This is a genomic window from Streptomyces roseoviridis (assembly GCF_039535235.1).
Taxonomy (GTDB): Bacteria; Actinomycetota; Actinomycetes; order Streptomycetales; family Streptomycetaceae; genus Streptomyces; species Streptomyces roseoviridis.
This window is the reverse complement of sequence record NZ_BAAAWU010000001.1, coordinates 3,508,464-3,534,306: the sequence shown is the minus strand read 5'-3', so window position 1 is coordinate 3,534,306 and position 25,843 is coordinate 3,508,464. Positions and strand designations below refer to the sequence as shown.

Annotated in this window: 21 protein-coding genes and 3 rRNA genes; 11 read left to right on the top strand and 13 right to left on the bottom strand. The window is 68.8% G+C overall.

Annotated elements, in window-relative coordinates:
- Window positions 1-8: 8 nt before the first annotated feature.
- From ABD954_RS15990 to rrf, 4 genes are all read left to right on the top strand, one after another.
- Window positions 9-575 carry a MarR family winged helix-turn-helix transcriptional regulator gene (locus ABD954_RS15990; protein WP_345486713.1) on the top strand — a complete coding sequence of 189 codons (567 nt, stop codon included), beginning with the start codon at window positions 9-11 and terminating at the stop codon, window positions 573-575.
- 678 nt (window positions 576-1,253) lie between these two features.
- Window positions 1,254-2,779: ribosomal RNA gene (locus ABD954_RS15985) — 16S ribosomal RNA — on the top strand.
- 283 nt (window positions 2,780-3,062) lie between these two features.
- Window positions 3,063-6,183 (top strand): 23S ribosomal RNA (locus ABD954_RS15980).
- Between the two features lie 87 nt (window positions 6,184-6,270).
- A 5S ribosomal RNA gene (gene rrf / locus ABD954_RS15975) occupies window positions 6,271-6,387 on the top strand.
- Together the 16S, 23S and 5S rRNA genes form the textbook arrangement of a ribosomal RNA operon.
- Window positions 6,388-6,436: 49 nt before the next feature.
- Here rrf and ABD954_RS15970 read toward each other — a convergent pair.
- The 4 genes from ABD954_RS15970 to ABD954_RS15955 form a co-directional block, all read right to left on the bottom strand.
- Window positions 6,437-7,129 carry a response regulator gene (locus ABD954_RS15970; RefSeq protein ID WP_345486712.1) on the bottom strand — a complete coding sequence of 231 codons (693 nt, stop codon included), beginning with the start codon at window positions 7,127-7,129 and terminating at the stop codon, window positions 6,437-6,439.
- Window positions 7,126-8,331: a sensor histidine kinase gene (locus ABD954_RS15965; RefSeq protein WP_345486711.1), complete on the bottom strand. Its 1,206-nt coding sequence runs from the start codon at window positions 8,329-8,331 to the stop codon at window positions 7,126-7,128. Before ABD954_RS15965 ends, ABD954_RS15970 begins: the two co-directional genes overlap by 4 nt.
- Before the next feature lie 151 nt (window positions 8,332-8,482).
- Entirely contained in the window at window positions 8,483-9,253 is a 771-nt protein-coding gene (locus ABD954_RS15960) for an ABC transporter permease (protein WP_345486710.1), read from the bottom strand.
- Window positions 9,250-10,215: an ABC transporter ATP-binding protein gene (locus tag ABD954_RS15955; protein ID WP_345486709.1), complete on the bottom strand. Its 966-nt coding sequence runs from the start codon at window positions 10,213-10,215 to the stop codon at window positions 9,250-9,252. The genes ABD954_RS15960 and ABD954_RS15955 overlap by 4 nt, the downstream gene beginning before the upstream one ends.
- A gap of 147 nt (window positions 10,216-10,362) precedes the next feature.
- Between ABD954_RS15955 and ABD954_RS15950 the strand changes: the two genes are divergently transcribed.
- Window positions 10,363-10,929, top strand: a complete 567-nt coding sequence (locus ABD954_RS15950; RefSeq protein WP_345486708.1) for a GNAT family N-acetyltransferase — start codon at window positions 10,363-10,365, stop codon at window positions 10,927-10,929.
- Between the two features lie 297 nt (window positions 10,930-11,226).
- Here ABD954_RS15950 and ABD954_RS15945 read toward each other — a convergent pair whose 3' ends face one another.
- From ABD954_RS15945 to ABD954_RS15920, 6 genes are all read right to left on the bottom strand, one after another.
- On the bottom strand, window positions 11,227-12,936 hold the full coding sequence (locus ABD954_RS15945) for a type VI secretion protein (RefSeq protein WP_345486707.1): 1,710 nt from the start codon (window positions 12,934-12,936) through the stop codon (window positions 11,227-11,229).
- Window positions 12,937-12,975: 39 nt separating this feature from the next.
- Window positions 12,976-14,370 (bottom strand): ATP-binding protein, encoded by a 1,395-nt coding sequence (locus tag ABD954_RS15940; protein ID WP_345486706.1) that lies wholly within the window; start codon window positions 14,368-14,370, stop codon window positions 12,976-12,978.
- A gap of 20 nt (window positions 14,371-14,390) precedes the next feature.
- Window positions 14,391-15,944, bottom strand: coding sequence for an SCO6880 family protein (locus ABD954_RS15935; protein ID WP_345486705.1), 1,554 nt, complete (start codon window positions 15,942-15,944; stop codon window positions 14,391-14,393).
- Complete coding sequence (locus ABD954_RS15930) at window positions 15,941-17,317, bottom strand: hypothetical protein (RefSeq protein WP_345486704.1); 1,377 nt, start codon at window positions 17,315-17,317, stop codon at window positions 15,941-15,943. Before ABD954_RS15930 ends, ABD954_RS15935 begins: the two co-directional genes overlap by 4 nt.
- Window positions 17,307-18,101 (bottom strand): DUF8175 domain-containg protein, encoded by a 795-nt coding sequence (locus ABD954_RS15925; RefSeq protein WP_345486703.1) that lies wholly within the window; start codon window positions 18,099-18,101, stop codon window positions 17,307-17,309. The genes ABD954_RS15930 and ABD954_RS15925 overlap by 11 nt, the downstream gene beginning before the upstream one ends.
- 115 nt (window positions 18,102-18,216) lie before the next feature.
- Window positions 18,217-18,525, bottom strand: a complete 309-nt coding sequence (locus tag ABD954_RS15920; protein ID WP_046908545.1) for a hypothetical protein — start codon at window positions 18,523-18,525, stop codon at window positions 18,217-18,219.
- A 493-nt stretch (window positions 18,526-19,018) separates the two neighbouring features.
- Here ABD954_RS15920 and ABD954_RS15915 point away from each other — a divergent pair, with 493 nt between their 5' ends.
- Window positions 19,019-20,047 carry a C40 family peptidase gene (locus ABD954_RS15915; RefSeq protein ID WP_382745557.1) on the top strand — a complete coding sequence of 343 codons (1,029 nt, stop codon included), beginning with the start codon at window positions 19,019-19,021 and terminating at the stop codon, window positions 20,045-20,047.
- Window positions 20,048-20,242: 195 nt separating this feature from the next.
- Window positions 20,243-20,965 carry a phosphatase PAP2 family protein gene (locus ABD954_RS15910; protein WP_345486701.1) on the top strand — a complete coding sequence of 241 codons (723 nt, stop codon included), beginning with the start codon at window positions 20,243-20,245 and terminating at the stop codon, window positions 20,963-20,965.
- A 422-nt stretch (window positions 20,966-21,387) separates the two neighbouring features.
- Here ABD954_RS15910 and ABD954_RS15905 read toward each other — a convergent pair whose 3' ends face one another.
- Window positions 21,388-21,558 (bottom strand): hypothetical protein, encoded by a 171-nt coding sequence (locus ABD954_RS15905; RefSeq protein ID WP_425584040.1) that lies wholly within the window; start codon window positions 21,556-21,558, stop codon window positions 21,388-21,390.
- 112 nt (window positions 21,559-21,670) lie between these two features.
- On the opposite strand from ABD954_RS15905, the gene ABD954_RS15900 reads away from it, so the two are divergent.
- Window positions 21,671-22,489 carry an SCO4651 family lipoprotein gene (locus tag ABD954_RS15900; RefSeq protein WP_345486699.1) on the top strand — a complete coding sequence of 273 codons (819 nt, stop codon included), beginning with the start codon at window positions 21,671-21,673 and terminating at the stop codon, window positions 22,487-22,489.
- Between the two features lie 101 nt (window positions 22,490-22,590).
- Window positions 22,591-22,767 carry a hypothetical protein gene (locus ABD954_RS15895; protein WP_345486698.1) on the top strand — a complete coding sequence of 59 codons (177 nt, stop codon included), beginning with the start codon at window positions 22,591-22,593 and terminating at the stop codon, window positions 22,765-22,767.
- A 2-nt stretch (window positions 22,768-22,769) separates the two neighbouring features.
- Here the strand turns inward: ABD954_RS15895 and ABD954_RS15890 are convergent, their stop codons facing one another.
- A complete protein-coding gene (locus ABD954_RS15890) occupies window positions 22,770-23,129 on the bottom strand; it encodes a metal-sensitive transcriptional regulator (RefSeq protein WP_345486697.1) in 360 nt (119 codons plus the stop codon).
- Between the two features lie 193 nt (window positions 23,130-23,322).
- On the opposite strand from ABD954_RS15890, the gene ABD954_RS15885 reads away from it, so the two are divergent.
- A complete protein-coding gene (locus tag ABD954_RS15885) occupies window positions 23,323-23,943 on the top strand; it encodes a DUF47 domain-containing protein (protein ID WP_345486696.1) in 621 nt (206 codons plus the stop codon).
- A 6-nt stretch (window positions 23,944-23,949) separates the two neighbouring features.
- Complete coding sequence (locus tag ABD954_RS15880) at window positions 23,950-24,948, top strand: inorganic phosphate transporter (RefSeq protein ID WP_345486695.1); 999 nt, start codon at window positions 23,950-23,952, stop codon at window positions 24,946-24,948.
- A 117-nt stretch (window positions 24,949-25,065) separates the two neighbouring features.
- Here ABD954_RS15880 and pstB read toward each other — a convergent pair whose 3' ends face one another.
- Complete coding sequence (gene pstB / locus ABD954_RS15875) at window positions 25,066-25,842, bottom strand: phosphate ABC transporter ATP-binding protein PstB (protein WP_345486694.1); 777 nt, start codon at window positions 25,840-25,842, stop codon at window positions 25,066-25,068.
- Window position 25,843 lies beyond the last annotated feature (1 nt).

Genomic DNA, 25,843 nt, shown 5'->3' with positions numbered 1-25,843 from the left:
TCGACCGCATGTCCGACACCCCCACGCCGTCCGGCACCCAGGCCCCCCAGGAGCCGAGCCTCGACGAGCAGATCGCCGCCTACCAGCGCGAGTTCCGCGACCTCGACCCCCAGGTCGAGAAGGTCGTCTCCGCCCTGGGACGGCTGAACCGCCGGATGAACGTGGCGTACGGCCGCCAGGTCGCCGACCTCGGCATCAGCAACGCCGAGTGGGAGGTCCTCAAGACCCTGGTCCTCTCCGGCGCCCCCTACCGGCTCGGTCCCGGCGAGCTGGCCAAGCGCCTCGGCCTCACCCCGGCCGCGATGACCCACCGCATCGACCGCATGGCCGGCGAGGGCCTGGTCACCCGCGACCGCGACGAGAACAACCGGGTCCGCGTGATCGTCGAGCTGACCGACGAGGGCCGCCAGAAGTGGCTGGAGGCCATGCGCATGGCCACCGACTTCGAGGAGGAGCTCCTCCAGGACCTCTCCACGGAGGAGCGCGGCGTCCTCGGCGAGATGCTCATCCGCCTGCTGCGCCGCGTGGAGCTGACGCAGCCGGACGCGGGCGGCCGCCTGACGGACCTGGACTGATCCCGGACCCGGGACCCCCGCCCCGAGGCCCGACGTGGAGGCCCGACGTGGAGGCCCGCCAGGGGGGCCTTGACACACCCCTCCGCGATGCGTAGTGTTCTCCGAGTTGTCACGGAGCCGGAACGGTTCTTCGACAGCCACTCCCGCCGCAGTAGCGGCACCTCAACTCCGCACGATCTCCCTACCGGGACGAATTTCGGCATGCCGAAATTCATTTCGAAAGGCTCGATTATGAGCCCCCGGGGAAATCCGCTAGAGTTTGAGACGTCGGAACGGCCCAACAGCCGCGAAGACAACTCCCGCTGACTGGGAATCAGGCCCGAAAGGATCTGATAGAGTCGGAACCGCCGGAAGGGCCCGGAGCGAAAGCGAAAGGGACCGGAAAGCACCGAGGAAATCGGATCGGAAAGATCTGATAGAGTCGGAAACGAAGGAAGCGCCCGGAGGAAAGCCCGCGAGGGTGAGTACAAAGGAAGCGTCCGCACCTTGAGAACTCAACAGCGTGCCAAAAATCAACGCCAGATTAGTTGATACCCCGTCCATCTTCGGATGGTCGAGGTTCCTTTGAAAAAGTCCACCCCACGGGGTGGCACACAGCGAGGACGCTGTGAACGGTACGGACTATTCCTCCGGACCGTTCCGCTCAACGCGAGTGTAGAACCGGATTACCGGTAAACATTCACGGAGAGTTTGATCCTGGCTCAGGACGAACGCTGGCGGCGTGCTTAACACATGCAAGTCGAACGATGAAGCCCTTCGGGGTGGATTAGTGGCGAACGGGTGAGTAACACGTGGGCAATCTGCCCTTCACTCTGGGACAAGCCCTGGAAACGGGGTCTAATACCGGATACGAGTCGCGGAGGCATCTCCGAGACTGGAAAGCTCCGGCGGTGAAGGATGAGCCCGCGGCCTATCAGCTTGTTGGTGAGGTAACGGCTCACCAAGGCGACGACGGGTAGCCGGCCTGAGAGGGCGACCGGCCACACTGGGACTGAGACACGGCCCAGACTCCTACGGGAGGCAGCAGTGGGGAATATTGCACAATGGGCGAAAGCCTGATGCAGCGACGCCGCGTGAGGGATGACGGCCTTCGGGTTGTAAACCTCTTTCAGCAGGGAAGAAGCGAAAGTGACGGTACCTGCAGAAGAAGCGCCGGCTAACTACGTGCCAGCAGCCGCGGTAATACGTAGGGCGCAAGCGTTGTCCGGAATTATTGGGCGTAAAGAGCTCGTAGGCGGCTTGTCACGTCGGGTGTGAAAGCCCGGGGCTTAACCCCGGGTCTGCATCCGATACGGGCAGGCTAGAGTGTGGTAGGGGAGATCGGAATTCCTGGTGTAGCGGTGAAATGCGCAGATATCAGGAGGAACACCGGTGGCGAAGGCGGATCTCTGGGCCATTACTGACGCTGAGGAGCGAAAGCGTGGGGAGCGAACAGGATTAGATACCCTGGTAGTCCACGCCGTAAACGTTGGGAACTAGGTGTTGGCGACATTCCACGTCGTCGGTGCCGCAGCTAACGCATTAAGTTCCCCGCCTGGGGAGTACGGCCGCAAGGCTAAAACTCAAAGGAATTGACGGGGGCCCGCACAAGCAGCGGAGCATGTGGCTTAATTCGACGCAACGCGAAGAACCTTACCAAGGCTTGACATATACCGGAAAGCATTAGAGATAGTGCCCCCCTTGTGGTCGGTATACAGGTGGTGCATGGCTGTCGTCAGCTCGTGTCGTGAGATGTTGGGTTAAGTCCCGCAACGAGCGCAACCCTTGTCCTGTGTTGCCAGCATGCCCTTCGGGGTGATGGGGACTCACAGGAGACCGCCGGGGTCAACTCGGAGGAAGGTGGGGACGACGTCAAGTCATCATGCCCCTTATGTCTTGGGCTGCACACGTGCTACAATGGCCGGTACAAAGAGCTGCGATGCCGCGAGGCGGAGCGAATCTCAAAAAGCCGGTCTCAGTTCGGATTGGGGTCTGCAACTCGACCCCATGAAGTCGGAGTTGCTAGTAATCGCAGATCAGCATTGCTGCGGTGAATACGTTCCCGGGCCTTGTACACACCGCCCGTCACGTCACGAAAGTCGGTAACACCCGAAGCCGGTGGCCCAACCCCTTGTGGGAGGGAGCTGTCGAAGGTGGGACTGGCGATTGGGACGAAGTCGTAACAAGGTAGCCGTACCGGAAGGTGCGGCTGGATCACCTCCTTTCTAAGGAGCACAGTACCGATTGCAGGCAAACGTTCTGCACGGTCAGCTCATGGGTGGAACGTTGATTAGTTGGCACGATCGTGAGAGTCCGTCACCAGTACTGCTTCGGCGTGGAACGTGATGAGGTCTTGAAGGATCGTGCTTGGCACGTTGTTGGGTATCTGAGGGTACGGCCGAAAGGTCTTGCCTTCGCGATGCCGGCCCCAGTGAACTTGACCTTCGGGTCAGGGTGATGGGTGGCTGGTCGTTGCTTGAGAACTACACAGTGGACGCGAGCATCTGTGGCCAAGTTTTTAAGGGCGCACGGTGGATGCCTTGGCACCAGGAACCGATGAAGGACGTGGGAGGCCACGATAGTCCCCGGGGAGCCGTCAACCAGGCTTTGATCCGGGGGTTTCCGAATGGGGAAACCCGGCAGTCGTCATGGGCTGTCACCCATGCCTGAACACATAGGGCATGTGGAGGGAACGAGGGGAAGTGAAACATCTCAGTACCCTCAGGAAGAGAAAACAACCGTGATTCCGGGAGTAGTGGCGAGCGAAACCGGATGAGGCCAAACCGTATGCGTGTGATACCCGGCAGGGGTTGCGCATGCGGGGTTGTGGGATCTCTCTTTCACAGTCTGCCGGCTGTGAGGCGAGTCAGAAACCGTTGGTGTAGTCGAAGGACATGCGAAAGGTCCGGCGTAGAGGGTAAGACCCCCGTAGACGAAACATCAGCGGCTTGCTTGAGAGACACCCAAGTAGCACGGGGCCCGAGAAATCCCGTGTGAATCTGGCGGGACCACCCGCTAAGCCTAAATATTCCCTGGTGACCGATAGCGGATAGTACCGTGAGGGAATGGTGAAAAGTACCGCGGGAGCGGAGTGAAATAGTACCTGAAACCGTGTGCCTACAAGCCGTGGGAGCGTCGCTCACATCTTTGGATGTGGGTCGTGACTGCGTGCCTTTTGAAGAATGAGCCTGCGAGTTTGCGGTGTGTTGCGAGGTTAACCCGTGTGGGGAAGCCGTAGCGAAAGCGAGTCCGAACAGGGCGTTTCAGTAGCACGCTCAAGACCCGAAGCGGAGTGATCTAGCCATGGGCAGGTTGAAGCGGAGGTAAGACTTCGTGGAGGACCGAACCCACCAGGGTTGAAAACCTGGGGGATGACCTGTGGTTAGGGGTGAAAGGCCAATCAAACTCCGTGATAGCTGGTTCTCCCCGAAATGCATTTAGGTGCAGCGTCGTGTGTTTCTTGCCGGAGGTAGAGCACTGGATAGGCGATGGGCCCTACCGGGTTACTGACCTTAGCCAAACTCCGAATGCCGGTAAGTGAGAGCGCGGCAGTGAGACTGTGGGGGATAAGCTCCATGGTCGAGAGGGAAACAGCCCAGAGCATCGACTAAGGCCCCTAAGCGTACGCTAAGTGGGAAAGGATGTGGAGTCGCAGAGACAACCAGGAGGTTGGCTTAGAAGCAGCCACCCTTGAAAGAGTGCGTAATAGCTCACTGGTCAAGTGATTCCGCGCCGACAATGTAGCGGGGCTCAAGCGTACCGCCGAAGTCGTGTCATTGCAGCAATACTCCCAACGGAGGCTGTGATGGGTAGGGGAGCGTCGTGTGCCGGGTGAAGCAGCCGCGGAAGCGAGTTGTGGACGGTTCACGAGTGAGAATGCAGGCATGAGTAGCGATACACACGTGAGAAACGTGTGCGCCGATTGACTAAGGGTTCCTGGGTCAAGCTGATCTGCCCAGGGTAAGTCGGGACCTAAGGCGAGGCCGACAGGCGTAGTCGATGGACAACCGGTTGATATTCCGGTACCCGCTTTGAAACGCCCAATATCGAATCCATTAATGCTAAGGCCGTGAAGCCGCCCCGGAGCCTTCGGGCAAAGGGGAGTGGTGGAGCCGCTGACCCAAGGTGGTAGTAGGTAAGCGATGGGGTGACGCAGGAAGGTAGTCCAGCCCGGGCGGTGGTTGTCCCGGGGTAAGGGTGTAGGCCGTGTGATAGGCAAATCCGTCACACATTAAGGCTGAGACCTGATGCCGAGCCGATTGTGGTGAAGTGGATGATCCTATGCTGTCGAGAAAAGCCTCTAGCGAGTTTCATGGCGGCCCGTACCCTAAACCGACTCAGGTGGTCAGGTAGAGAATACCGAGGCGTTCGGGTGAACTATGGTTAAGGAACTCGGCAAAATGCCCCCGTAACTTCGGGAGAAGGGGGGCCACGCCTGGTGATCGGATTTACTCCGTGAGCTGGGGGTGGCCGCAGAGACCAGCGAGAAGCGACTGTTTACTAAAAACACAGGTCCGTGCGAAGCCGTAAGGCGATGTATACGGACTGACGCCTGCCCGGTGCTGGAACGTTAAGGGGACCGGTTAGCTCACTTTCGGGTGGGCGAAGCTGAGAACTTAAGCGCCAGTAAACGGCGGTGGTAACTATAACCATCCTAAGGTAGCGAAATTCCTTGTCGGGTAAGTTCCGACCTGCACGAATGGCGTAACGACTTCTCGACTGTCTCAACCATAGGCCCGGTGAAATTGCACTACGAGTAAAGATGCTCGTTTCGCGCAGCAGGACGGAAAGACCCCGGGACCTTTACTACAGTTTGATATTGGTGTTCGGTTCGGCTTGTGTAGGATAGGTGGGAGACTTTGAAGCCGTGACGCCAGTCATGGTGGAGTCGCCGTTGAAATACCACTCTGGTCGTGCTGGATGTCTAACCTGGGTCCGTGATCCGGATCAGGGACAGTGTCTGATGGGTAGTTTAACTGGGGCGGTTGCCTCCCAAAGGGTAACGGAGGCGCCCAAAGGTTCCCTCAGCCTGGTTGGCAATCAGGTGTTGAGTGTAAGTGCACAAGGGAGCTTGACTGTGAGACCGACGGGTCGAGCAGGGACGAAAGTCGGGACTAGTGATCCGGCGGTGGCTTGTGGAAGCGCCGTCGCTCAACGGATAAAAGGTACCCCGGGGATAACAGGCTGATCTTCCCCAAGAGTCCATATCGACGGGATGGTTTGGCACCTCGATGTCGGCTCGTCGCATCCTGGGGCTGGAGTCGGTCCCAAGGGTTGGGCTGTTCGCCCATTAAAGCGGTACGCGAGCTGGGTTTAGAACGTCGTGAGACAGTTCGGTCCCTATCCGCTGTGCGCGTAGGAATATTGAGAAGGGCTGTCCCTAGTACGAGAGGACCGGGACGGACGAACCTCTGGTGTGCCAGTTGTCCTGCCAAGGGCATGGCTGGTTGGCTACGTTCGGGAGGGATAACCGCTGAAAGCATCTAAGCGGGAAGCCTGCTTCGAGATGAGTATTCCCACCTCCTTGAGAGGGTAAGGCTCCCAGTAGACGACTGGGTTGATAGGCCGGATGTGGAAGCCCAGTAATGGGTGGAGCTGACCGGTACTAATAGGCCGAGGGCTTGTCCTCAGTTGCTCGCGTCCACTGTGTTAGTTCTGAAGTAACGAACACGCCCCCCTTTTTGGTCAGGGGCGCGGCGGTTCAACTTCATAGTGTTTCGGTGGTCATAGCGTTAGGGAAACGCCCGGTTACATTCCGAACCCGGAAGCTAAGCCTTTCAGCGCCGATGGTACTGCAGGGGGGACCCTGTGGGAGAGTAGGACACCGCCGAACAATCATTGTGGGAAAGCCCCGCACCTTATGGTGCGGGGCTTTTCTGCGTTCACGACCCGGTCGGCGTCACCAGGCCCGTGTCGTAGGCCAGGATGACCGCCTGGACGCGGTCGCGGGAGCCGGTCTTCGCGAGGATGCGGGTGACGTGGGTCTTCACCGTCGATTCGGCGAGGTGGAGACGGGTCGCGATCTCCGTGTTGTTCCAGCCCTGGGCGATCACCGTGAGGATCTCCCGCTCCCGCTCGGTCAGCGAGGCCAGGCGAGGGTCCGCTCCGCGGGCGGAGGCCGGGGCTGCCGGGGCGCCCGTCGTCGAGGCGGGCAGGTGGTGGACGTAGGCGTCGAGGAGGCGCCGGGTCAGGCTCGGTGCCACCACCGCGTCGCCGCTCGCCACCGCGCGGATGCCGGCGAGGAGCTCCTCCGGCTGGGCGTCCTTCACCAGGAAGCCGCTCGCGCCGGCGCGCAGGCCCTCGTACGCGTACTCGTCGAGGTCGAAGGTCGTCACGATCAGGACCCGCGTGCGGGCGCCCGCGGCAACGATGCGGCGCGTCGCCTCGATGCCGTCGAGGCCGGGCATCCGGATGTCCATCAGGACCACGTCCGGCCGGTGGCGGTCCGTCAGGCGGACGGCCTCCGTGCCGTTGCCGGCCTCGTCGACGACCGTCATGTCGTCCTGGCTCTCCAGCAGCATGCGGAAGCCGAAGCGCTGCATCGGCTGGTCGTCCGCGATCAGGACCGTGGTCACGTGGGGGAGTCCTCCCGGGTCGGATGGGGCAGGGCGAGCCGGACCCGCCAGCCGCCGTCGGCCGGTGACCGGCCGCATTCGAGTGTGCCGTCATAGAGCGCCGCGCGCTCGCGCATTCCCACCAGACCCTGCCCGGCGGACGGGAGTTGGTCCGCAGCACCTCCGCCGCCGGACGTGCCGGTGTCCGTGACGGTGAGGACCACGGCCTCGGGCCCGTACGTCAGCGTCACCCTCGCCTCCGCCCCGTCGCCGGCATGCTTCAGCGTGTTCGTCAGCGCTTCCTGGAGGACGCGGTAGACCGTCAGCTGAGCGCCGTCGGCCAGACCCGGGTCACCTGAGGGCAGGTCCGCGTGGACCCGCAGACCCGCCTTCCGTACGCCGTCGATCAATGCCGGCAGGTCCGCGAGGCCGGGCTGCGGGTCCCGTGCCGCCGCTTCACCGTCCTGGTCCTCCTCCCTCAGCACGCCCAGCAGCCTGCGGAGTTCGCCGAGGGCCTGGCGGCTGGTCGTGGCGATGGCGTCGAGGGCCTGGGCGGCGCGCTCGGGCTGCTTCGCGGCCGCGTAACGGCCACCGTCCGCGAGACCGGTGATCACCGACAGGTTGTGGCCGATGATGTCGTGCATCTCGCGTGCGATGCGGGCGCGTTCGGCGGCGGCCGCCAGACGGACCTCCTGATCGCGCTCCTCACGGCGGGAACGGACCGTGATGCCGAGGAGGGCGACGATCGCGTACGCCCACAGGTTCGGGACGACGTGCTGGTCCCACGTGTCCCCCTGGAAGCGGAACGCGCCCGTCAGCAGGGGCGGCAGGATGAGGGCGGTGGACCACAGCAGGGCGCGCGGCGGCCGGGTCAGGGCGATGTGGAACACGGGGACCGCCTGGAGGAACGCGGCCTGGAGGAAGGCTCCCGAGGCGGCGCTGACGAGCGCCCCGCACGCCATGACGGCCAGCGCGGCCGTCGGCCGGCGGCGGCGCCAGTGGAGCGGCAGGGCCAGGACCAGGCTCGTCACCAGCACCAGCCAGCCCGGCACGGAGGGGTCGCGGGCGATGTTGCGCCAGCCGCCTGCCGCGTCGACGAGCGCCGCCAGCGTCCAGAAGGCGGTCAGGGTCGCGTCCCACACCCAGGGGCGCGCCGCGTCGAAGGAACGGGCCCGGGCCAGGGCCCGCTGGACGTAGCGGCTCGGCGCGGTGGTCCCGTGCACGGACGGCCGCTGTCCCGTCGCCCCGTGCCGCGTCCCTTCGTTCCCTGTATCCGCCCCGCCGGTCGCCGCCCCGCCGTTCGTCGCCTGCCCGGTCGTCCCCTGCCCCGTCGGTCGCCGCCCGGGCGTCGTGTCCGTGGTCACCCCCACATCCTCATACGTCCCGGCGCGTGAGCAGTACGGCCGGTACGGCGAGCGCCGCGCCCGCCCACAGCAGCAGGGCGACCAGGGCCGCTCCCGGAGTCGCGGCGCCGGGCAGTGGGGTGGCGGAGCCGAGGGCTCCGGCGGCCTGGGTGGGGAAGTGGCGGACGATCGTGTCCACGGCCTCGTACGGGAGCATGCCGAGGATCTCCGGCAGGACCATCACCCCGCCGATGAAGGCCCCGAGGGCGCCCGGGACGGAGCGCAGGGCGGCGCCGAGCCCGAGGGCGATCAGTCCGAGGAGGGTGACGCCGGCGGCGTTGCCCGCGATCGCGGTGAGGACGCCGTCGTCGGTGAGGGAGGCGGCCTGGTCGGTGTCGCCGAGGAGGATCTGGGCGGCCTCGAAGGTGAGCAGGGCGGTGAGGAGGGAGCCGGTGAAGACGACCCCGGTGTAGACCGCGGCCTTGGCCCACAGGACCGGACGGCGGTGCGGTACGGCGGTGAGGGTGGCGCGGATCAGGCCGGTGGCGTACTCGCCGGCGGTGAGCAGGATGCCGAGGACGGCGAGGGCGATGCCGCTGAGCTGGGAGCCGTAGAGGGTGAGGACGACGGTGTCGACGTCGGAGTCACCGCCGTCGGAGGTGTAGGTGGCGCCCATGAGGAGGCCGACGCCGACGACGAGGGTGACGGCGGTGAGCAGGGTGATCCAGGTGGAGCGGACCGTCCACAGCTTGTGCCACTCGGAGCGCAGGACGCCCGTGGGGGTGATGCCGTAGGTGGTCATGCGGCGGCTCCCTGGTGTGCGGCTCCCTGGTGTGCGGCGCCCGGGTGCCCGGCCCGCTGCGGTTCGGCGCCCTGGTATTCGACGGAGTCGTGGGTGAGGTCCATGAACGCCTGCTCCAAGGAGGCGGTCTGCGGGGTGAGTTCGTACAGCGGCAGCCCGTGGGCGGCGGCGGTGCGGCCGATCTCGGCGGCGTCGAGGCCGGTGACGTGGAGGGTGTCGGGGGCGTCGGCGGTGATGCGGGCCGTGGTGGGGAGCAGGGCGCGCAGCCGGCCGGCGTCGGGGGTGACGACCTTGACGGTGGTGCCGCCGGCCTCTCGTACGAGGGCGGTGACGGTGGTGTCGGCAAGCAGCCGGCCCTTGCCGATGACGACGAGGTGGTCGGCGGTGAGGGCCATCTCGCTCATCAGGTGGGAGGAGACGAGGACGGTGCGGCCCTCGGCGGCGAGGGACTTGAGGAGGGTTCGGATCCAGAGGACGCCTTCGGGGTCGAGTCCGTTGACGGGTTCGTCGAGGACGACGGCGGCCGGGTCGCCGAGGAGGGCGGCGGCGATGCCGAGGCGCTGGCCCATGCCGAGGGAGAAGCCCTTCACCCTGCGGTCGGCGACCTCGGTGAGGCCGGCGAGGTCGAGGACCTGGTCGACGCGGGAACGCGGGATGCCGTGGGTGAGGGCGAGGGCCGTGAGGTGGTTGCGGGCGGAGCGGCCGGGGTGGAGGGAACGGGCTTCGAGGAGGGCGCCGACCTGGGTGAGCGGCGCGGGGTGGTCGGCGTAGCGGCGGCCGGCGAGGGTGGCGCGGCCGCGGGTGGGGGCGTCGAGGCCGAGGAGCATGCGCAGGGTGGTGGACTTGCCGGCGCCGTTGGGGCCGAGGAAGCCGGTGACGGAGCCGGGCCGGACCGTGAAGGAGAGGTCCTGGACGACGGTGCGGCCGCCGTACCGCTTGGTGAGTTGTTCCGCTCGGATCATGTGCTCGACGCTAGGAAGCGGCGGGCGCCGGGGCGTCGGACCTGGGGTGGCAGGCGGGCGGCGGGCGTAGTACCGGGGTACGACGCGGGCGGGAGCGCCGGAAGAAATGCCTTGTCGTAGGGGTGCCCGGGCGGGGACGATCCCCGCATGGACCATGCGATACGTACCCTCCGCGCCGACGAGTGGGAGAAGGCGCGCGAGCTGCGGCTGGCCGCCCTCCAGGACCCGGTCGCGCACCTCGCCTTCCTGGAGACCTACGAGGACGCCGTCGGGCGGCCCGACGGCTTCTGGCAGGAGCGGACGGCGGGAGCCGCCGAGACGGGTGGGGGCCGGGTGCGCCAGTTCGTGGCGGAGGCGCCGGACGGGCGGTGGGTCGGCACGGTGACGGTGCTCGTGGAGCGGCCGTCGGACGGCGACGGCGTGGGGTTCGGGGAGGCGGCGACGGTCGACCAGACGCATCTGGTGGGCGTGTTCGTGCGGCCCGAGGCGCGCGGTGCCGGGGTGATCGACGCGCTGTTCCGGGCGGCGGTGGAGTGGTCCTGGACGCTGCCGGAGCCGGAGATCCGGCGGGTGCGGCTGTACGTCCACGAGGACAACGCCCGGGCCGCCGCCTTCTACCGGCGGTTCGGGTTCGTGCCGTCGGGCGAGAAGGTGCCGGTGCCGGGGCGGGAGACGGAGTGGGAGCTGGAGTACGTGCTGCCGCGTCCTGCGTGACCGACGTCCTGGCCGCCGGGCGGGTGATGCCTGAGGGGCGGCGGCCGGGGACACGTGCGGGGAGGGTGCCGGCCGAGGGGTCGGTGGTGTCCGCCGGGGGTTGGTGCTGGCCGAGGGTCGGTGGTGCCCGCGAGGGTGGGTGCCGGCTGAGGGGTCGGTGGTGCCCGCGAGGGTCGGTGGTGCCCGCGAGGGTTGGTGACACTCACGGGGCCGGTGACACTCACGGGGGGCCCGTGACACCTGCGGGGCCCGTGACACCTGCGGGGCGGGTGACGCCCGCGGGGCGGGGCCCCGTTCCTACGGCTGGGGGAGAGGTTCCGGCCAGCGGGAGCGGGCTTGCTCCGGGGAGCGCATCAGGGCGAGGGCCGGCAGGTCCGTCGGGCCCCGGTCGGTGCCCTCGGCGCGCTCGGCGACGAGACCGGGAAGGCCGGGGATCGGCGCGACGGCGGCGACGTCGTCGAGGACGAGGCTCAGTGGTGGGTCGAGCCGACCGTCGGATGACCGTGCGGCCATGCGGCGGCCGTGCTCGACCACGCTTGCGGCGAGGGCGGTCAGCAGCGGCATCGCGCCCGGGTGGGTGCGCGGGTCCTCGATCGGTTCACCCACCACGTAAAGGGTGCCCTGTTCGGCGACGAATGATGCCAACGCGAGCGAATCCGTTCGATTCGCCGTGCACGCCTCCCTGATGTGGATCGAGGAGAGGGAGGACAGCGCACGGGCCGTCAGCTCCTGCGCGGCCCGGCGGCGTTCGGGGTGCGCGGTGAGCGCGGACTCCAGGAGCCCGGCGTGGCCCGCGGCGGCCTTGGGGTGGGTGCGGAGGATCCGTACGGGGTCGTGGGCGTCGGAGCCCTGTGCCCAGCGGTGGACCTGCTTGAAGGGGCGGCCGTCCGTGGCGGCGGCGTGCAGCCAGCAGCGGAGGAGCGTTTCGGCGGTGTCGGCGAGCGCCGCGTCGAGGCGCGCCTGGGGCCGTACGGGAGCCAGCAGTGCCGCCGCCCGCTCCTGCGCCACGGCCGCGTCCTCGCATCCCTCCGCCGGGCTCCAGTGGAGGCGGGCGGGGGTGTCGCAGAGGTGGCCGGGGTCGTAGACGAGGACCGGGCCGAGCTTGCCGCGGGCGTCCTTGGTCTCCGCCCACACGGTCGGATCGGAGGTCACGACGAGCACGGCGCCCTCGGCGTCCCGTACCGCCTGCACGGCGAGGGGACGGCGGGTGGCGGCGGGGCCGTAGACGACCCGGGGGGTGGGAGCGGGGAAGGAGGGTGCGGTGGTCCGGGGCGCCTGGTGCGCCTGGGGCGCCGAGGGTACCGGGGGCGCCTGGGGTGCCGAGGGTGCCGGGGGCGCCTGGGGTGCCGAGGGTGCCGGTGGGTCGTGCGGGCCGCCCTGGAGGGGCAGGCGCGGAGCGGCGGGACGGGTGTCGGTGTCGCCTCCCGGGGCGCCGGCGAAGGCGGGGTCCGGAGCGGGTTCGCCCGCTGCCCGGGCTGCCCGGTGGTGGCTGCCCGCCTCCTCGTACGTCCTGGACGGCTCGTCGGGCCCGTACCCGTCGCCGTGCCGCTCCTCGGGCGCGTACCGCACCCGGGCACGGTCACGGCCCCGGTCGTGCGCGTCCGCGTCCGCGTCCCTTCCCCGCGCACTCCCCTCCCCGTACGCGCCCGCCCTCCGGCCCGCGCGGACCGCGCGCCAGCGGGCCAGGGTGCCGAGTGCGAACACCGCGAGGACCATGAGGATCATCGCCTCGCCGATGACGAGGCCCCAGAACAGCCCGTAGCCCGACAGCGCGGCCGGCGGGGTGGCCGGCCAGGCGGCGGGGAGGTCGGTGGGCGCCGAGATCAGGGAGCGCAGGGCGAGCGGGGTGCGGGTGAAGGTGACGCCCTCCGGCCAGGCGCCGTGGGCGAGGAGGCCGGAGAGGCCGGTCGCCGTCCAGACGAGGACGGCGAGGGCCAGCAGGAGCGCGAGCAGTCCGACCACGAGACCGTCGGGGATGCCGCCCTCCCGCCGTACCTCTTTCTCCATGTCATCTCTCCCTGTCAGGCCGTGCTCGCGAGGCCGTCCTCACGCCACCGTCGACTGGGAGGAGTCGTTCATCTGCTGCTCGATGAGGATCGCGCGCTGCTCCGTCTCCCACTCCAGTTCCTCGTCGGTCATGGACGATTCCGTCATGGCGCGGTCGGTGTAGACGAGCGGGCGTTCCTTCTCGGTGATGAGGTGCTTGACCACCTGGACGTTGCCGTTGACGTCCCAGACGGCGATGCCGGGGGTCAGGGTCGGGATGATCTCGACCGCCCAGCGGGGCAGGCCGAGGACCCGGCCGGTGTTGCGGGCCTCGTCGGCCTTCTGGGCGTAGATGGTCCGGGTGGAGGCCATCTTGAGGATCGCCGCGGCCTCCTTGGCGGCGGCTCCGTCGACGACGTCGGAGAGGTGGTGGACGACGGCGACGAAGGACAGGCCGAGGCGGCGGCCGAACTTCAGCAGGCGCTGGAACAGCTGCGCCACGAAGGGGCTGTTGATGATGTGCCACGCCTCCTCGACGAGGAAGATGCGCTTCTTCCGGTCGGGGCGGATCCAGGTGTGTTCCAGCCACACGCCGACGATCGCCATGAGGATCGGCATGGCGATGGAGTTGCGGTCGATGTGGGAGAGGTCGAAGACGATCAGCGGGGCGTCGAGGTCGATGCCGACGGTCGTGGGCCCGTCGAACATGCCGCGCAGGTCGCCGTCGACCAGCCGGTCGAGGACGAGCGCCACGTCCAGGCCCCAGGCCCGTACGTCGTCTATGTCGACGTTCATGGCCTCGGCGGACTCCGCCTCGGGGTGGCGCAGCTGCTCGACGATGTCGGTGAGGATCGGCTGGCGGTCGGTGATGTGCTCGTTGACGTAGGCGTGGGCGACCTTGAGCGCGAAGCCGGAGCGCTCGTCGAGGCCGTGTCCCATCGCCACCTCGATGATGGTGCGCAGCAGGGCGAGCTGGCCGGTGGTGGTGATGGACGGGTCGAGCGGGTTGAGGCGGATCCCGGCGTCGTTGGCGACCATCGGGTCCAGGCGGATGGGGGTTATCCCCAGCTCCTGGGCGATGAGGTTCCATTCGCCGACGCCGTCCTCGCCCTGGGCGTCGAGGACGACCACCTGGCGGTCGCGGAAGCGGAGCTGGCGGAGCACGTAGGTCTTCTCCAGCGCCGACTTGCCGTTACCGGACTCGCCGAGGACCAGCCAGTGGGGGGCGGGGAGCTGCTGCCCGTACAGCTGGAAGGGGTCGTAGATGTACCCCTTGCCGCTGTAGACCTCACGGCCGATGATCACGCCGGAGTCGCCGAGGCCGGGGGCCGCGGTCGGCAGGTAGACGGCCTGGGCCTGCCCGGTGGAGGTGCGGACGGGCAGGCGGGTCGTCTCCACCTTCCCGAAGAGGAAGGAGGTGAAGGCTTCGGTGAGGACGGACAGCGGATCTCGCATCGGTCTGTGCCCCTTCGGCCCTAGCGGCGGATGCCGGTCGCGAACGGCAAGGTGTTCACAAAGGCCCGGTGGTGCTCGCGGTCGCACCACTCCAGCTTGAGATACGACTTGCCGGCGGAGGCCCTGATCGTGCGCTTGTCCCGGGCGAGGGCTTCGGGGGAGCGCGCCGATACGGTGATGTACCCGACGAGGTTGACGCCCGCGGCGCCGCTGGCGAGATCTTCACCCCGCTGGTCGAGCCGGCCGTGGGCGGCGATGTCGCGCGGGTCGACGGTGCGGTTCATCTTGGCCTGCCGGGAGGCCTCGGCCTCGTCGTTGGTCTTCTCGGTGAGCATGCGCTCGATGGCGACCTCCGTGGGCTCCAGGTCCATGGTGACGGCGACGGTGCGGATGACGTCGGGGGTGTGGACGAGGAGCGGGGCGAGGAAGTTGACGCCGACGGGCGTCATCGGCCACTCCTTGATCCAGGCGGTGGCGTGGCACCAGGGCGCGCGGGTGGCGGACTCGCGGGTCTTGGCCTGGAGGTACGTCGGTTCCATCGCGTCCAGCTCGGCCGGCCAAGCGTTTCGTTTCGTCATGGCCTGGATGTGGTCGATGGGGTGGTCCGGGTCGTACATGGAGTGCACGAGGGAGGCGAGGCGGGACTGCCCGAGGGGCTGGCGGACCCGGATGTCGGCCTCGGCGAGGCGGGCGCAGATGTCGGTGAGTTCGCGGGCCATGACGACGGCGAGGCCGGCGTCGCGGTCGAGCCTGCGGGCGCCGGAGGCGTGGCGGGCGGCGCGGGCCATGGCGTTGGCCTCGGCGGCGAGCTCGCGGGTGTAGTGCATGCAGGCCACGAGGTAGGCGCGGTGCTGCTCGCTGGAGGTGGAGACCATGGACTGGAGCTGGTCGTAGGACTCCTGGAGCCAGGCCGGGGCCTGGTGGTCGCCGCGCTGGGCGACGTCCTTGGCGTGGGCGTCGGGGTCGGCGGGCAGGGTGCGGGCGAGCATCTGGAGGCGGGTGACGAAGCCGTCCCCGTTGGCGACGTGCTTGAGCAGGGTGCCGAAGCGGTCGACGAGGGCTTCCTGGTCCTCGGAGTCGCGCAGGCCGACGCCGGGGCCCTCGATCTCGATGGCGGCGGTGACGGTGCGGCGGTCGGCGTGCAGGAGGACGGCGATCTCGTCGGGGCCGAAGGGGGCGGAGAGCCAGCTGATCCGGCCGATGCCGGGCGGCGGGCCGACCTCGACCTCGCGGCCGTCGAGGCGGGTTCCGGCCTCGACGGCGCCGGAGCGGTAGGCGGTGCCCCGCTTGAGCATCCGCTTGTAACTGCGGTTGATCTCGAACCACTTGTAGAACGTGCGGTGCTTGTACGGGACGTAGACCGCGGCCAGGGCGATCATCGGGAAGCCCATGAGCAGCACGATGCGCAGGGACAGGACGGGGACGATCAGCCCGCTCATCATGCCGAGGAAGGCGCCGGCGATGATCAGCGCGATCTCGCCGGTCTCGCGGTTCTTGCCGACGATCGCGTTCGGCCGGGCGCGGCCGATGAGATACGTGCGGCGGGGCGAGACCGGCTGGGACTGGGTCGTCAACGCCCTCCACCTCCTGTGTTCTTGCTGCTGGTGCTGCTACGGCTGGTGTGCGGGGTCCCGGCGGTGGGGCTGCCGCTGCGGGGCGCGGGCGGGGGCGTGGGTCCGCTGCCGCCGCCGGAGCCGCGGCTGCTGTGGGCGGCGACGCCGCCGGAGAGCGGGTTGGCGGGACGGGGGGTGCTGCTCTGGCCGCCGCCGCCCTGTCCGCCGTCGCTGCGGGTGCTGTGGGTCTTGATGCCCTGGGAGACGAGGGAGGCGGGGGAGGAGATGACGGCGGCCGCGGCGTTCTCGCCGGCGCGGTGCAGGCGGTTGTTGCGGGAGGCGACGATCTCGTCGCCGAAGCCGGGGACGAAGCGGTAGATCATCGCGGAGGCGAAGATGGCGAGCAGGATGATGGCGAGGCCGGACACGACGGCGGAGAAGGCGTCGGGACCGGTGCCGGAGGAGAGCGCGCCGGCGAGGCCGAGGACGATGACGATGACCGGCTTGACCAGGATCACGGCGATCATGATTCCGGCCCAGCGGCGGACGTGGCCCCACATGTTCTTGTCGACGAGACCGGAGTAGACGACCACGCCGAGCAGCGCGCCGACGTACAGCAGCACGGCCCGCAGGACCAGCTCGAGGTAGAGCACGCCGGCCGCGAGGATCGTCACGAGCGACACGATGATCAGCATGATGGGCCCGCCACCGATGCTGTCGCCCTTCTCCAGGGCCTGTTTGAAGCTGCCGAAGAAGACGTCGGTCTGCTGGCCGGTGCCGGAGGCGATGACCTCGGTGACGGCGTCGGTGGCGTTGACGACGGTGTAGAGGATCAGCGGCGTGAACGCGGACGCGAGCACGGTCAGCCAGAGGAACCCGATCGCCTCCGAGATCGCGGTGGTGAGCGGCACCCCGCGGATGGCGCGCTTGGCGACGGCGAGCAGCCAGAGGAGGAGGGTGAGGAAGGTGGCGGCGGCGAACACGATGGCGTAGCGGCCGAGGAACTCCAGGTTGGTGAAGTCGACGTCGGCGGTCTGCTTGACGGCCTTGGAGAGGGTGTCGACGACCCAGGCGGCGGCCTTGGCGCAGCCGTTGGCGAGCGAGGAGAGGGGGTCGAGGGCGGCGGCGGGGTCGTCGAGCCGGGTGCGGGAGCCGCCGCCGGTCTGGCCGTTCTCGCAGTATTCGCGGGCCTGGCCCACGATGAGGTCACAGGGGTTGTTGCTGGGGCTCGGCGAGGGCGTGGCGCCGGGAGACGCCGTGCCGGCGGGCGGCGGCGTGGGCGTCGGGGCGGCGTACGCGCGCGGGGCGAGCAGCACGAGCGCGGCCGGCAGTGCGGCCACGCCGGCGACGAGCGGTCCCAGCGCGCGCAGGGAGGGGCGTCGGCTAGCGGGCATAGGTGAAGCCTCCGTATCCCTCGACGGCCTGGGCGATGTCGTCGGCGACGGAGGCGCGGTTGTCCCCGTTGACGGGCGTGGGGCCCTCGGCCTGCTCGGAGCTGACCACCCGCCAGTCGCCGTCGGTCCACCTCAGCTTCTCGGTGATGGTGAACCAGGTGGACGTGACCGGCTTCGTCGACCCCTCGCCCGCCAGCCCGACGAGCCCGGTGCACCACACCTCCACGGTGGCGGTCTCGCCCGTGTACTCCTTGAGCTTCGTGCCGACCGGAAGCGTGCGGGAGACGAAGGTCAGCCCCGCGGGGGCGGTGCCGTCCGGGTTGAGACCCACGTTCTCCAGGAAGGCGGCGGAGTAGGAGCTGTTCAGGCTCTGGATGAGGTTCTCCGCGACCGCCGGGTCGTGGATGGCGCGGACGATGTTCTCGCGCGGCCCACGCTGGAACATGTCCACGGACCCCAGCGCCACCGCGTAGTTCGCCGCCGCGCTCTGCGCCCCCTGCTCGTCCCTCGCGAAGCCCGACGGGATCGTGCCGTTCTTGCCCGTGACCGGGCGGACGCCCGTCGCCGCCGTGGAGGTCGCCTTCGCGGGGGCGTCGGGGCCGGCGCCGGAGGTGGCGGGGGTGGAGCCGTCGCCGCGGTTGGCGAGGGCGATGGCGGCGACCAGCAGGACCACCACGCCGACGACCGCGACGAGGGAGCGGGAGCCGCGGGCCGGGGGGCGGGGGGTGCCGGGGTCGGGGAGGCGCGTGCGGGTCTGGCCGTCGTGTTCGTCGCCGAGGCTCATGCCGGGTACGCCCCCTCAACCGTTCGCGGGTACGACGAATGCCGTGCTGGTTTCCGCGCGGGCGCGGCGTGGTGACTGGACATCAGGGAACGCGACCTCGGTGGTGAGAAACGGGTTAGACGGCCATCCCGTACACGATGGTGAAGAGCGTCCCCAGTGACCCGATGATGAAGACTCCGGTCAGCCCGGCCACGATCAGGCCCTTGCCCTGTTCGGCGCTGAAGGTGTCCCGGAGGGCGGTCGCGCCGATGCGCTGCTTGGCCGCTCCCCAGATGGCGATGCCGAGGCAGAGCAGGATGGCCACGGCCATCACGACCTCGATCATCACCTTGGCCTCGGCTCCCAGGCTGCCGAAAGGCCCCCAGTTCGGGGCGATTCCACCGATGATGGTGGTGATGTCGCCCTTTTCTGCCGCCAGGTACATGTAACTCACCGCCCCTGTTGGGAAGTTCGTCGGCCCTGCCGGATGGCATGGGTCGTCGACCCTATCTTCGCTGATGAAACCGCTCGCGTGTGACGGCTTGACGGCTCTCTTTACCCGATCCCCGCACACTTGACCGATGTGACCGCCTTGACCTGCGACGGTGTGGCCGGTTCCTATGCGAAGAAGTGTATGGTCACTCTGTGTATCACGCAGGGTGACTCCGGGCAATGATTGTCGTTGTGGCACCTTTGGGGCGGTGTCGGCGCCTTTCGGACAGGGCGTCAGGGCCGGTACGGGGTCCGGACGTCGCCCGTGCCCGGGGAACAGGGGCGTCGTGTCGCTGTCTCCCTCGAGCCGAACAGGCCGTCGGCCGGGGGTCGTCGTTCCGGTCGGGGGACACTGCCGTTCCGTCCGGTTCGTCCACGCCCTGAGGCGGGGGATCGCGCCTAGACTGGGGTGGGGCGTACTGCCAGGAGCCGAGGGGTGGTTGACGGTGCGTAAGGCGCGCGGGGCGTGGCTGGTGGCCGGCGGGGTGTTCGGGGTCTGCCTCAGCTTTGTCGCGCTGATCGTCGTCGGGACGTACTCCGCGGCCTCCGGGCTGCTCGGCGGGGCCGGGAACGGGAAGAACGGGACCGTGGCGCTCGCGAAGGGAGCCGTGCCGGCCGCGTACCAGGGGCTGGTGCAGCAGTGGGGGAACCTCTGCCCGGCGATCAACCCGGCGTTGCTGGCCGCGCAGCTGTACCAGGAGAGCGGCTGGAACCCGACCATCGTCTCGCCGGCGAACGCGCGCGGCATCGCGCAGTTCATCCCCGGCACCTGGGCCGGGCACGGCATCGACGGGGACGGGGACGGGGACCGGGACGTCTGGGACCCCAAGGACGCCATCCCGTCGGCCGCCTCCTACGACTGCGAGCTCGCCGGCTACGTGAAGGACGTGCCGGGCGACCCGACGAACAACATGCTGGCCGCCTACAACGCGGGCGCCTACCGGGTCATCAAGTCCGGTGGCGTGCCGCGGATCCGCGAGACGCAGAACTACGTGCGGATCATCCGCTCCCTGGAGAAGAGCTTCGCCCGGCCCGTCGGGCGGGTCGATCCGTCGCGGCAGGCCGCCGGGGCGATCTACTACGCGCAGCAGAAGCTCGGCACGCCGTACCTGTGGGGCGGTACGGGTACGGCGGCGCAGAACGGCCGGTTCGACTGCTCGGGGCTCACCCAGGCGGCGTACGAGTCCGTGGGGATCAAGCTGCCCCGCGTCGCCAACGACCAGTACAACGCCGGGCCGCATCCCAGCAGGGACGAACTGCTGCCGGGCGATCTGGTGTTCTTCTCCGACGACCTGACGAACTCGCGCGCCATCCGGCACGTGGGCATCTACGTCGGCGGCGGCTACATGATCGACGCGCCGCGCACCGGGGCCGTGATCCGGTTCGACCCGATCGACACGCCCGACTACTTCGGGGCGACCCGGGTGACCCAGGACGGTGCGGCGGCCTTGCCGACCCATCTGCCGCAGCCGTGACCGCCGCAGCCGTGATCCCGGCCCGGAACTCTCCGTGAGGCCCGGGCCCTGGGCTGCGAGGGCCCGTCACCTTTCGATAACGTCGTAGTGATCTTGGGTCAAGAGCGGAACGCTGCCCTCGGGCGGATCGTTTCCCGATCCGACCACTCTGACCACGGGGGTTGGACACCAACACACAGCAAGGGGCCGCAGCAGATGGCTGGACTCGCATCGGACGGTTCGAACCCCGATGTCAGCCTGCTCTACGACATCAACGGGCTGGCGAAGGCCAGCCCGCCGTGGTTCGACCGCGTCATGGAGTTCGTCGGCGAGTACGGCATCATGCTCGGCCTCGTCCTCGTCGTGCTCTGGTGCTGGTGGAGCATCCGCAGGAGGGGTTCGCTCGGCGATTCCGTGACCGGTCTCGTCGGGCTCGTGTGGGCCCCGCTCGCGGCCGGCATCGCCCTCCTGGTCAACATCCCGATCCGCGGCTTCGTCGAACGTCCCCGGCCCTTCAAGGACCACCAGGGGCTCGAGGTCCTCGTCGCGGGCAAGACCGACTACTCCTTCGTCAGCGACCACGCCACCATGGCGATGGCCATCGCCGTGGGCGTCTTCGTCGCCAGCCGCCGCTTCGGGCTCGCCGCCATCGGCCTGGCGCTCGCGGAAGCCTTCTGCCGGGTCTACATGGGCGTCCACTACCCGACCGACGTCGTCGGCGGTCTCGCCCTCGGCACCGCCGTCGCGCTGCTGCTCGCCCCGCTCGCGCTGGCCCTGCTCACCCCGGTCGTCTCCGCCGTCGCCCGCTCCCCGCGCGGTGCCCGCCTCGTGCGCTCCCGCCGCGCCGCCGCCCGGGCCGCCACGGCCGGCACCGGCGCCGAGGCCCTCGGCATCCCCGAGCCCCGGCACGGGTCGGGGGAGAACGACCTGGCGGCGTAGGGCGGAACGGGGGGCCCGGGCGTTCCCCGCCGGGGAGCGGAACGAGGGGCCCGGGGCGTTCCCCGCCGGGACCCGGGCCTGCCGGTCCGGATCCGGGCCCCTACCCGGACCCGAGCTGTCCATCGAGGTCCGCTCCCGGGGCGTTCCCCACCGGGGTCCGGGCCTGCCGATTCGGGCGGGGGCCGGTCCCGGGACCGCTCTGGGGGCTTCCCGTCGGATCCGGGGCCTGCCGGTCCGTATCCGGTCCCGGAGGCTCCCCGTCCAGGTCCGGCCTCGCGGTCCCGGGCCCGGGGCTTCCCATCGGATCCGGGGCCTGCCGGTCCGGATCCGGGCCCCGGCTGTCCATCCAGGTCCGGGCCTCTCGGTCCCGGTCCCGGCCCGCCTCTCGGTCCCGGTCCCGGTCCCGGCCCGCCTCCGCCTGCTCAGGCGCCGGGCCGTCCCGCCGACGCTTCGTCCTGCACCGCCACCGACGCCTCGTGCTCCGCCGCGTCCGCCCGGGCCCGTTCGCGGGATCTGCGGGCCGGTCCCCGCCAGCCACAGCTGCATCGGGCGATCGCGAACGAGCCGCGTTCCGTGGTCTCCGTGTGATGCACGTCCCCCACCGTACTGCGCCGCCACGCGCGCGTGACGGGGCGTCGGGACCGTCGTTATCCGGTCGGGCGGGTTTCGGACGGACAGCGGTACGGCGTTGGGGGTTGGCAGGCGATGGTGGTGCGGAAGGGACGCTCGGGCGGGGCGTGGGCCGCCGCCGCGGCGCTGGTCGGGAGCGTGGCGGCCGCCGGCTGCGCGGCGTCGGCCGAGGTGGCCGAGCCCGCCGGTGATCCCGTCGCCTCCGTGCGCGGCGCGGCCGAGGCGCTGGCGCGTGCCGGGTCGTCGAAGGCGAGCACCTCCATGGAGATGGCCTCCGGCGGCACCCGCGTCACCATCCGCGGCGAGGGCACCTACGACTTCCGCCGCCGCACCGGCAGCCTCCAGGTGGTGCTCCCCAAGGACGCGTCGGGCGAGAGCGCGCACCGGCCGATCACCGAGCTCCTGGCCCCCGGCGCGCTGTACATGAAGAACCGGGGCGCCGGTGTCCCGGCCGACAAGTGGGTACGGGTGGACACCACGACCCTGGACGACGGCAACCTGGTCACCGGCGGCGCCACCGACCCGGCCGCCGCCGCCGAGCTGCTGCGCGGGGCGCACCGGGTGGACTACGTGGGTGAGGTCGACCTCGCGGGCGTGAAGGTCCGGCACTACCGGGGCGTCGCTGACCTCGCGGCGGCGGCCCGGCGGGCGTCCCCACAGGTGCGCGGGGCGCTCGCGGCGGCGGCGAAAGGGTTCACCACGGACGCCGTGCCCTTCGACGCGTATCTGGACCGCGAGGGGCGGCTGCGCAAGGTCCGCCACCAGTTCAGCTTCAGCAACCAGGGCCGTACGGTCGCGGTCGCCTCGACCACCCTGCTGTACGGGTTCGGGGCGCGGGTGGCCGTGACGCTGCCCGACCGGAAGGACATCTACGCCGGGAAGATCAAGGCGTAGGGCCCGGTCCGCGGGGTCATCGCCAAATGGCCCGGACGTGTCATGTGCGGTCCGTAGGCCGCTCCCTACGCTGGGAGACCGACGCCGGCAGGAAGAGGTGAATGCGCATGGCCCCGCCGCTCGGTACCCCGACCGCGCTCAGCGATCCCGAGTGCGTCGCCCTGGCCGAAATCGAACTGTGCGGAGAGCTGATCATCGCGGCCTCGGCGATCGACGAGGAGCGGCTGAGCGCCGACCGCATCGACGAAGTGCTGCGGGTCGGCGCCGACGGCCGCTGACGTCAGGTCCGCAGCATCCGCGCGATCGCCTTCGTGGCCTCCTCGACCTTCGCGTCGATCCCGTCGCCGCCCTTGGTGGCCGCGTCCGCCACGCAGTGGCGCAGGTGCTCCTCCAGGAGCTGGAGGGCGAAGGACTGCAGCGCCTTGGTGGAGGCCGAGACCTGGGTGAGGATGTCGATGCAGTAGACGTCCTCGTCGACCATCCGCTGCAGGCCGCGGATCTGGCCCTCGATCCGTCGGAGCCGCTTGAGGTGCTCGTCCTTCTGCTTGTGGTAGCCGTGCACGCCGTGCTCGTGGCCGTGGTCCGGCGACGGCTCGGTGGTGTCGGGGGTGACCTCGGCCGCCGCCTCGGTGGTCGTCATCGCGTCCTCCCGCTGTCCAGAAAGGGTGTGTATACCCCTCGTGGGTATATGGTACCGATCCCCGCCGATCGGGGCGGGGTCCCGTGCAGATCACTGTGCCTGATGGGCGACACTGAAGGGACGCCGGTTAGCCGTGGCCGGATGATGCGCCTAGCATCAGCCTGACCGAAACCCAGCACCCCGAGGACCCCACGTGCGATTTCGTCTGACCCCCAGGGAGACGAGCTTCTACGACATGTTCGCCGCGTCCGCGGACAACATCGTCACGGGCTCCAAGCTCCTGATGGAACTGCTCGGAGCGGAACCCTCCGCCCGGGCCGAGATCGCCGAGCGGATGCGGGCAGCGGAGCACGCCGGCGACGACGCCACCCACGCGATCTTCCACCAGCTGAACTCCTCGTTCATCACGCCGTTCGACCGCGAGGACATCTACACCCTCGCCTCCTCCCTCGACGACATCATGGACTTCATGGAGGAGGCGGTCGACCTGGTCGTCCTCTACAACATCGAGGAACTCCCCAAGGGCGTCGAGCAGCAGATCGAGGTCCTGGCCCGCGCGGCCGAGCTGACCGCCGAGGCGATGCCGCACCTGCGGACGATGGACAACCTCACCGAGTACTGGATCGAGGTCAACCGCCTCGAGAACCAGGCCGACCAGATCCACCGCAAGCTGCTCGCCCACCTCTTCAACGGCAAGTACGACGCCATCGAGGTGCTCAAGCTCAAGCAGATCGTGGACGTGCTTGAGGAGGCCGCCGACGCCTTCGAGCACGTGGCGAACACCGTGGAGACCATCGCGGTCAAGGAGTCCTGAGGCTTCGTGGACACCTTCGCTCTGATCGTCACCATCGGTGTCGCGCTCGGCTTCACGTATACGAACGGATTCCACGACTCCGCCAATGCCATCGCCACCTCGGTGTCGACCCGGGCGCTGACCCCCCGGGCGGCGCTCGCCATGGCGGCGGTCATGAACCTCGTCGGTGCCTTCCTCGGCCAGGGAGTCGCCAAGACCGTCAGCAAGGGGCTCATCGAGACCCCGACCGGTGACAAGGGGATGGGCATCCTCTTCGCCGCGCTGGTCGGCGCGATCATCTGGAACCTGGTCACCTGGTACTTCGGTCTGCCGTCCTCCTCCTCGCACGCCCTCTTCGGCGGCATGGTGGGCGCGGCGCTGGCCGGCGGGACCGAGGTCATCTGGTCGGGTGTGCTCGAGAAGATCGTCATCCCGATGTTCGTCTCGCCGGTGGTCGGCCTGGTGGCCGGCTACCTCGTGATGTGCGCCATCATGTGGATCTTCCGCAGGACCAACCCGCACAAGGCCAAGCGCGGCTTCCGCATCGCGCAGACCGTCTCGGCGGCCGGCATGGCCCTCGGCCACGGCCTCCAGGACGCCCAGAAGACGATGGGCATCGTGGTGATGGCCCTGGTCATCGCCGATGTGCAGCAGGCCGGGGACGAGATCCCGGTGTGGGTGAAGATCGCCTGTGCCGTGATGCTCTCGCTCGGTACGTACGCGGGCGGCTGGCGCATCATGCGGACCCTCGGCCGCAAGATCATCGAGCTGGACCCGCCGCAGGGCTTCGCCGCCGAGACCACCGGCGCGTCGATCATGTTCGGCTCGGCCTTCCTCTTCCACGCGCCGATCTCCACGACCCATGTCATCACCTCCGCGATCATGGGCGTGGGCGCCACCAAGCGCGTCAACGCGGTGCGGTGGGGAGTCGCCAAGAACATCATCCTCGGCTGGTTCATCACCATGCCGGCAGCGGCCCTGGTGGCGGCGGTCAGCTTCTACATCGTGCGGCTGTTCTTCGGATAACGGATCCTGGATATCGGATCCGATATCCAGGAACGTGGTTGGGCCCGGCTCCCCCGTGGGGGAGCCGGGCCCTCTTCGTCGTACGGCGGCACCGCCATGCAGCGCCGTACAACGTGGTTATCCGAAGCGGCCCGAGATGTAGTCCTCGGTCGCCTGGACGCTCGGGTTGGAGAAGATCCGCTCGGTGTCGTCCAGCTCGATCAGCTTGCCGGGCTGGCCCACGGCGGCCAGGTTGAAGAACGCCGTGCGGTCGGAGACGCGGGCGGCCTGCTGCATGTTGTGCGTCACGATGACGATCGTGAAGCGCTCCTTCAGCTCGCCGATGAGGTCCTCGATCGCGAGCGTCGAGATCGGGTCGAGGGCGGAGCAGGGCTCGTCCATGAGCAGGACGTCCGGCTCGACCGCGATGGCGCGGGCGATGCACAGGCGCTGCTGCTGGCCGCCGGAGAGGCCGGAGCCCGGCTTGTTCAGACGGTCCTTGACCTCGTTCCAGAGGTTGGCGCCCTTGAGGGAGCGCTCGACGATCTCGGCGAGCTCCGCCTTCTTGTAGGAGCCGTTCAGGCGCAGGCCGGCCGCCACGTTGTCGAAGATCGACATGGTGGGGAAGGGGTTCGGCCGCTGGAAGACCATGCCGACCGTGCGGCGCACGGCGACCGGGTCGACCCCGGGGCCGTACAGGTTCTCGTCGTCCAGCATCACCTTGCCCTCGACGCGGCCGCCGGGGGTGACCTCGTGCATGCGGTTCAGGGTGCGCAGGAAGGTGGACTTGCCGCAGCCGGACGGGCCGATGAAGGCGGTCACGGAGCGGGGCTCGACGGTCATGGAGATGTCGTCGATCGCCTTGTGGGTGCCGTAGTAGGCGGAGAGGCCGCTGACGTCGATTCGCTTGGCCATC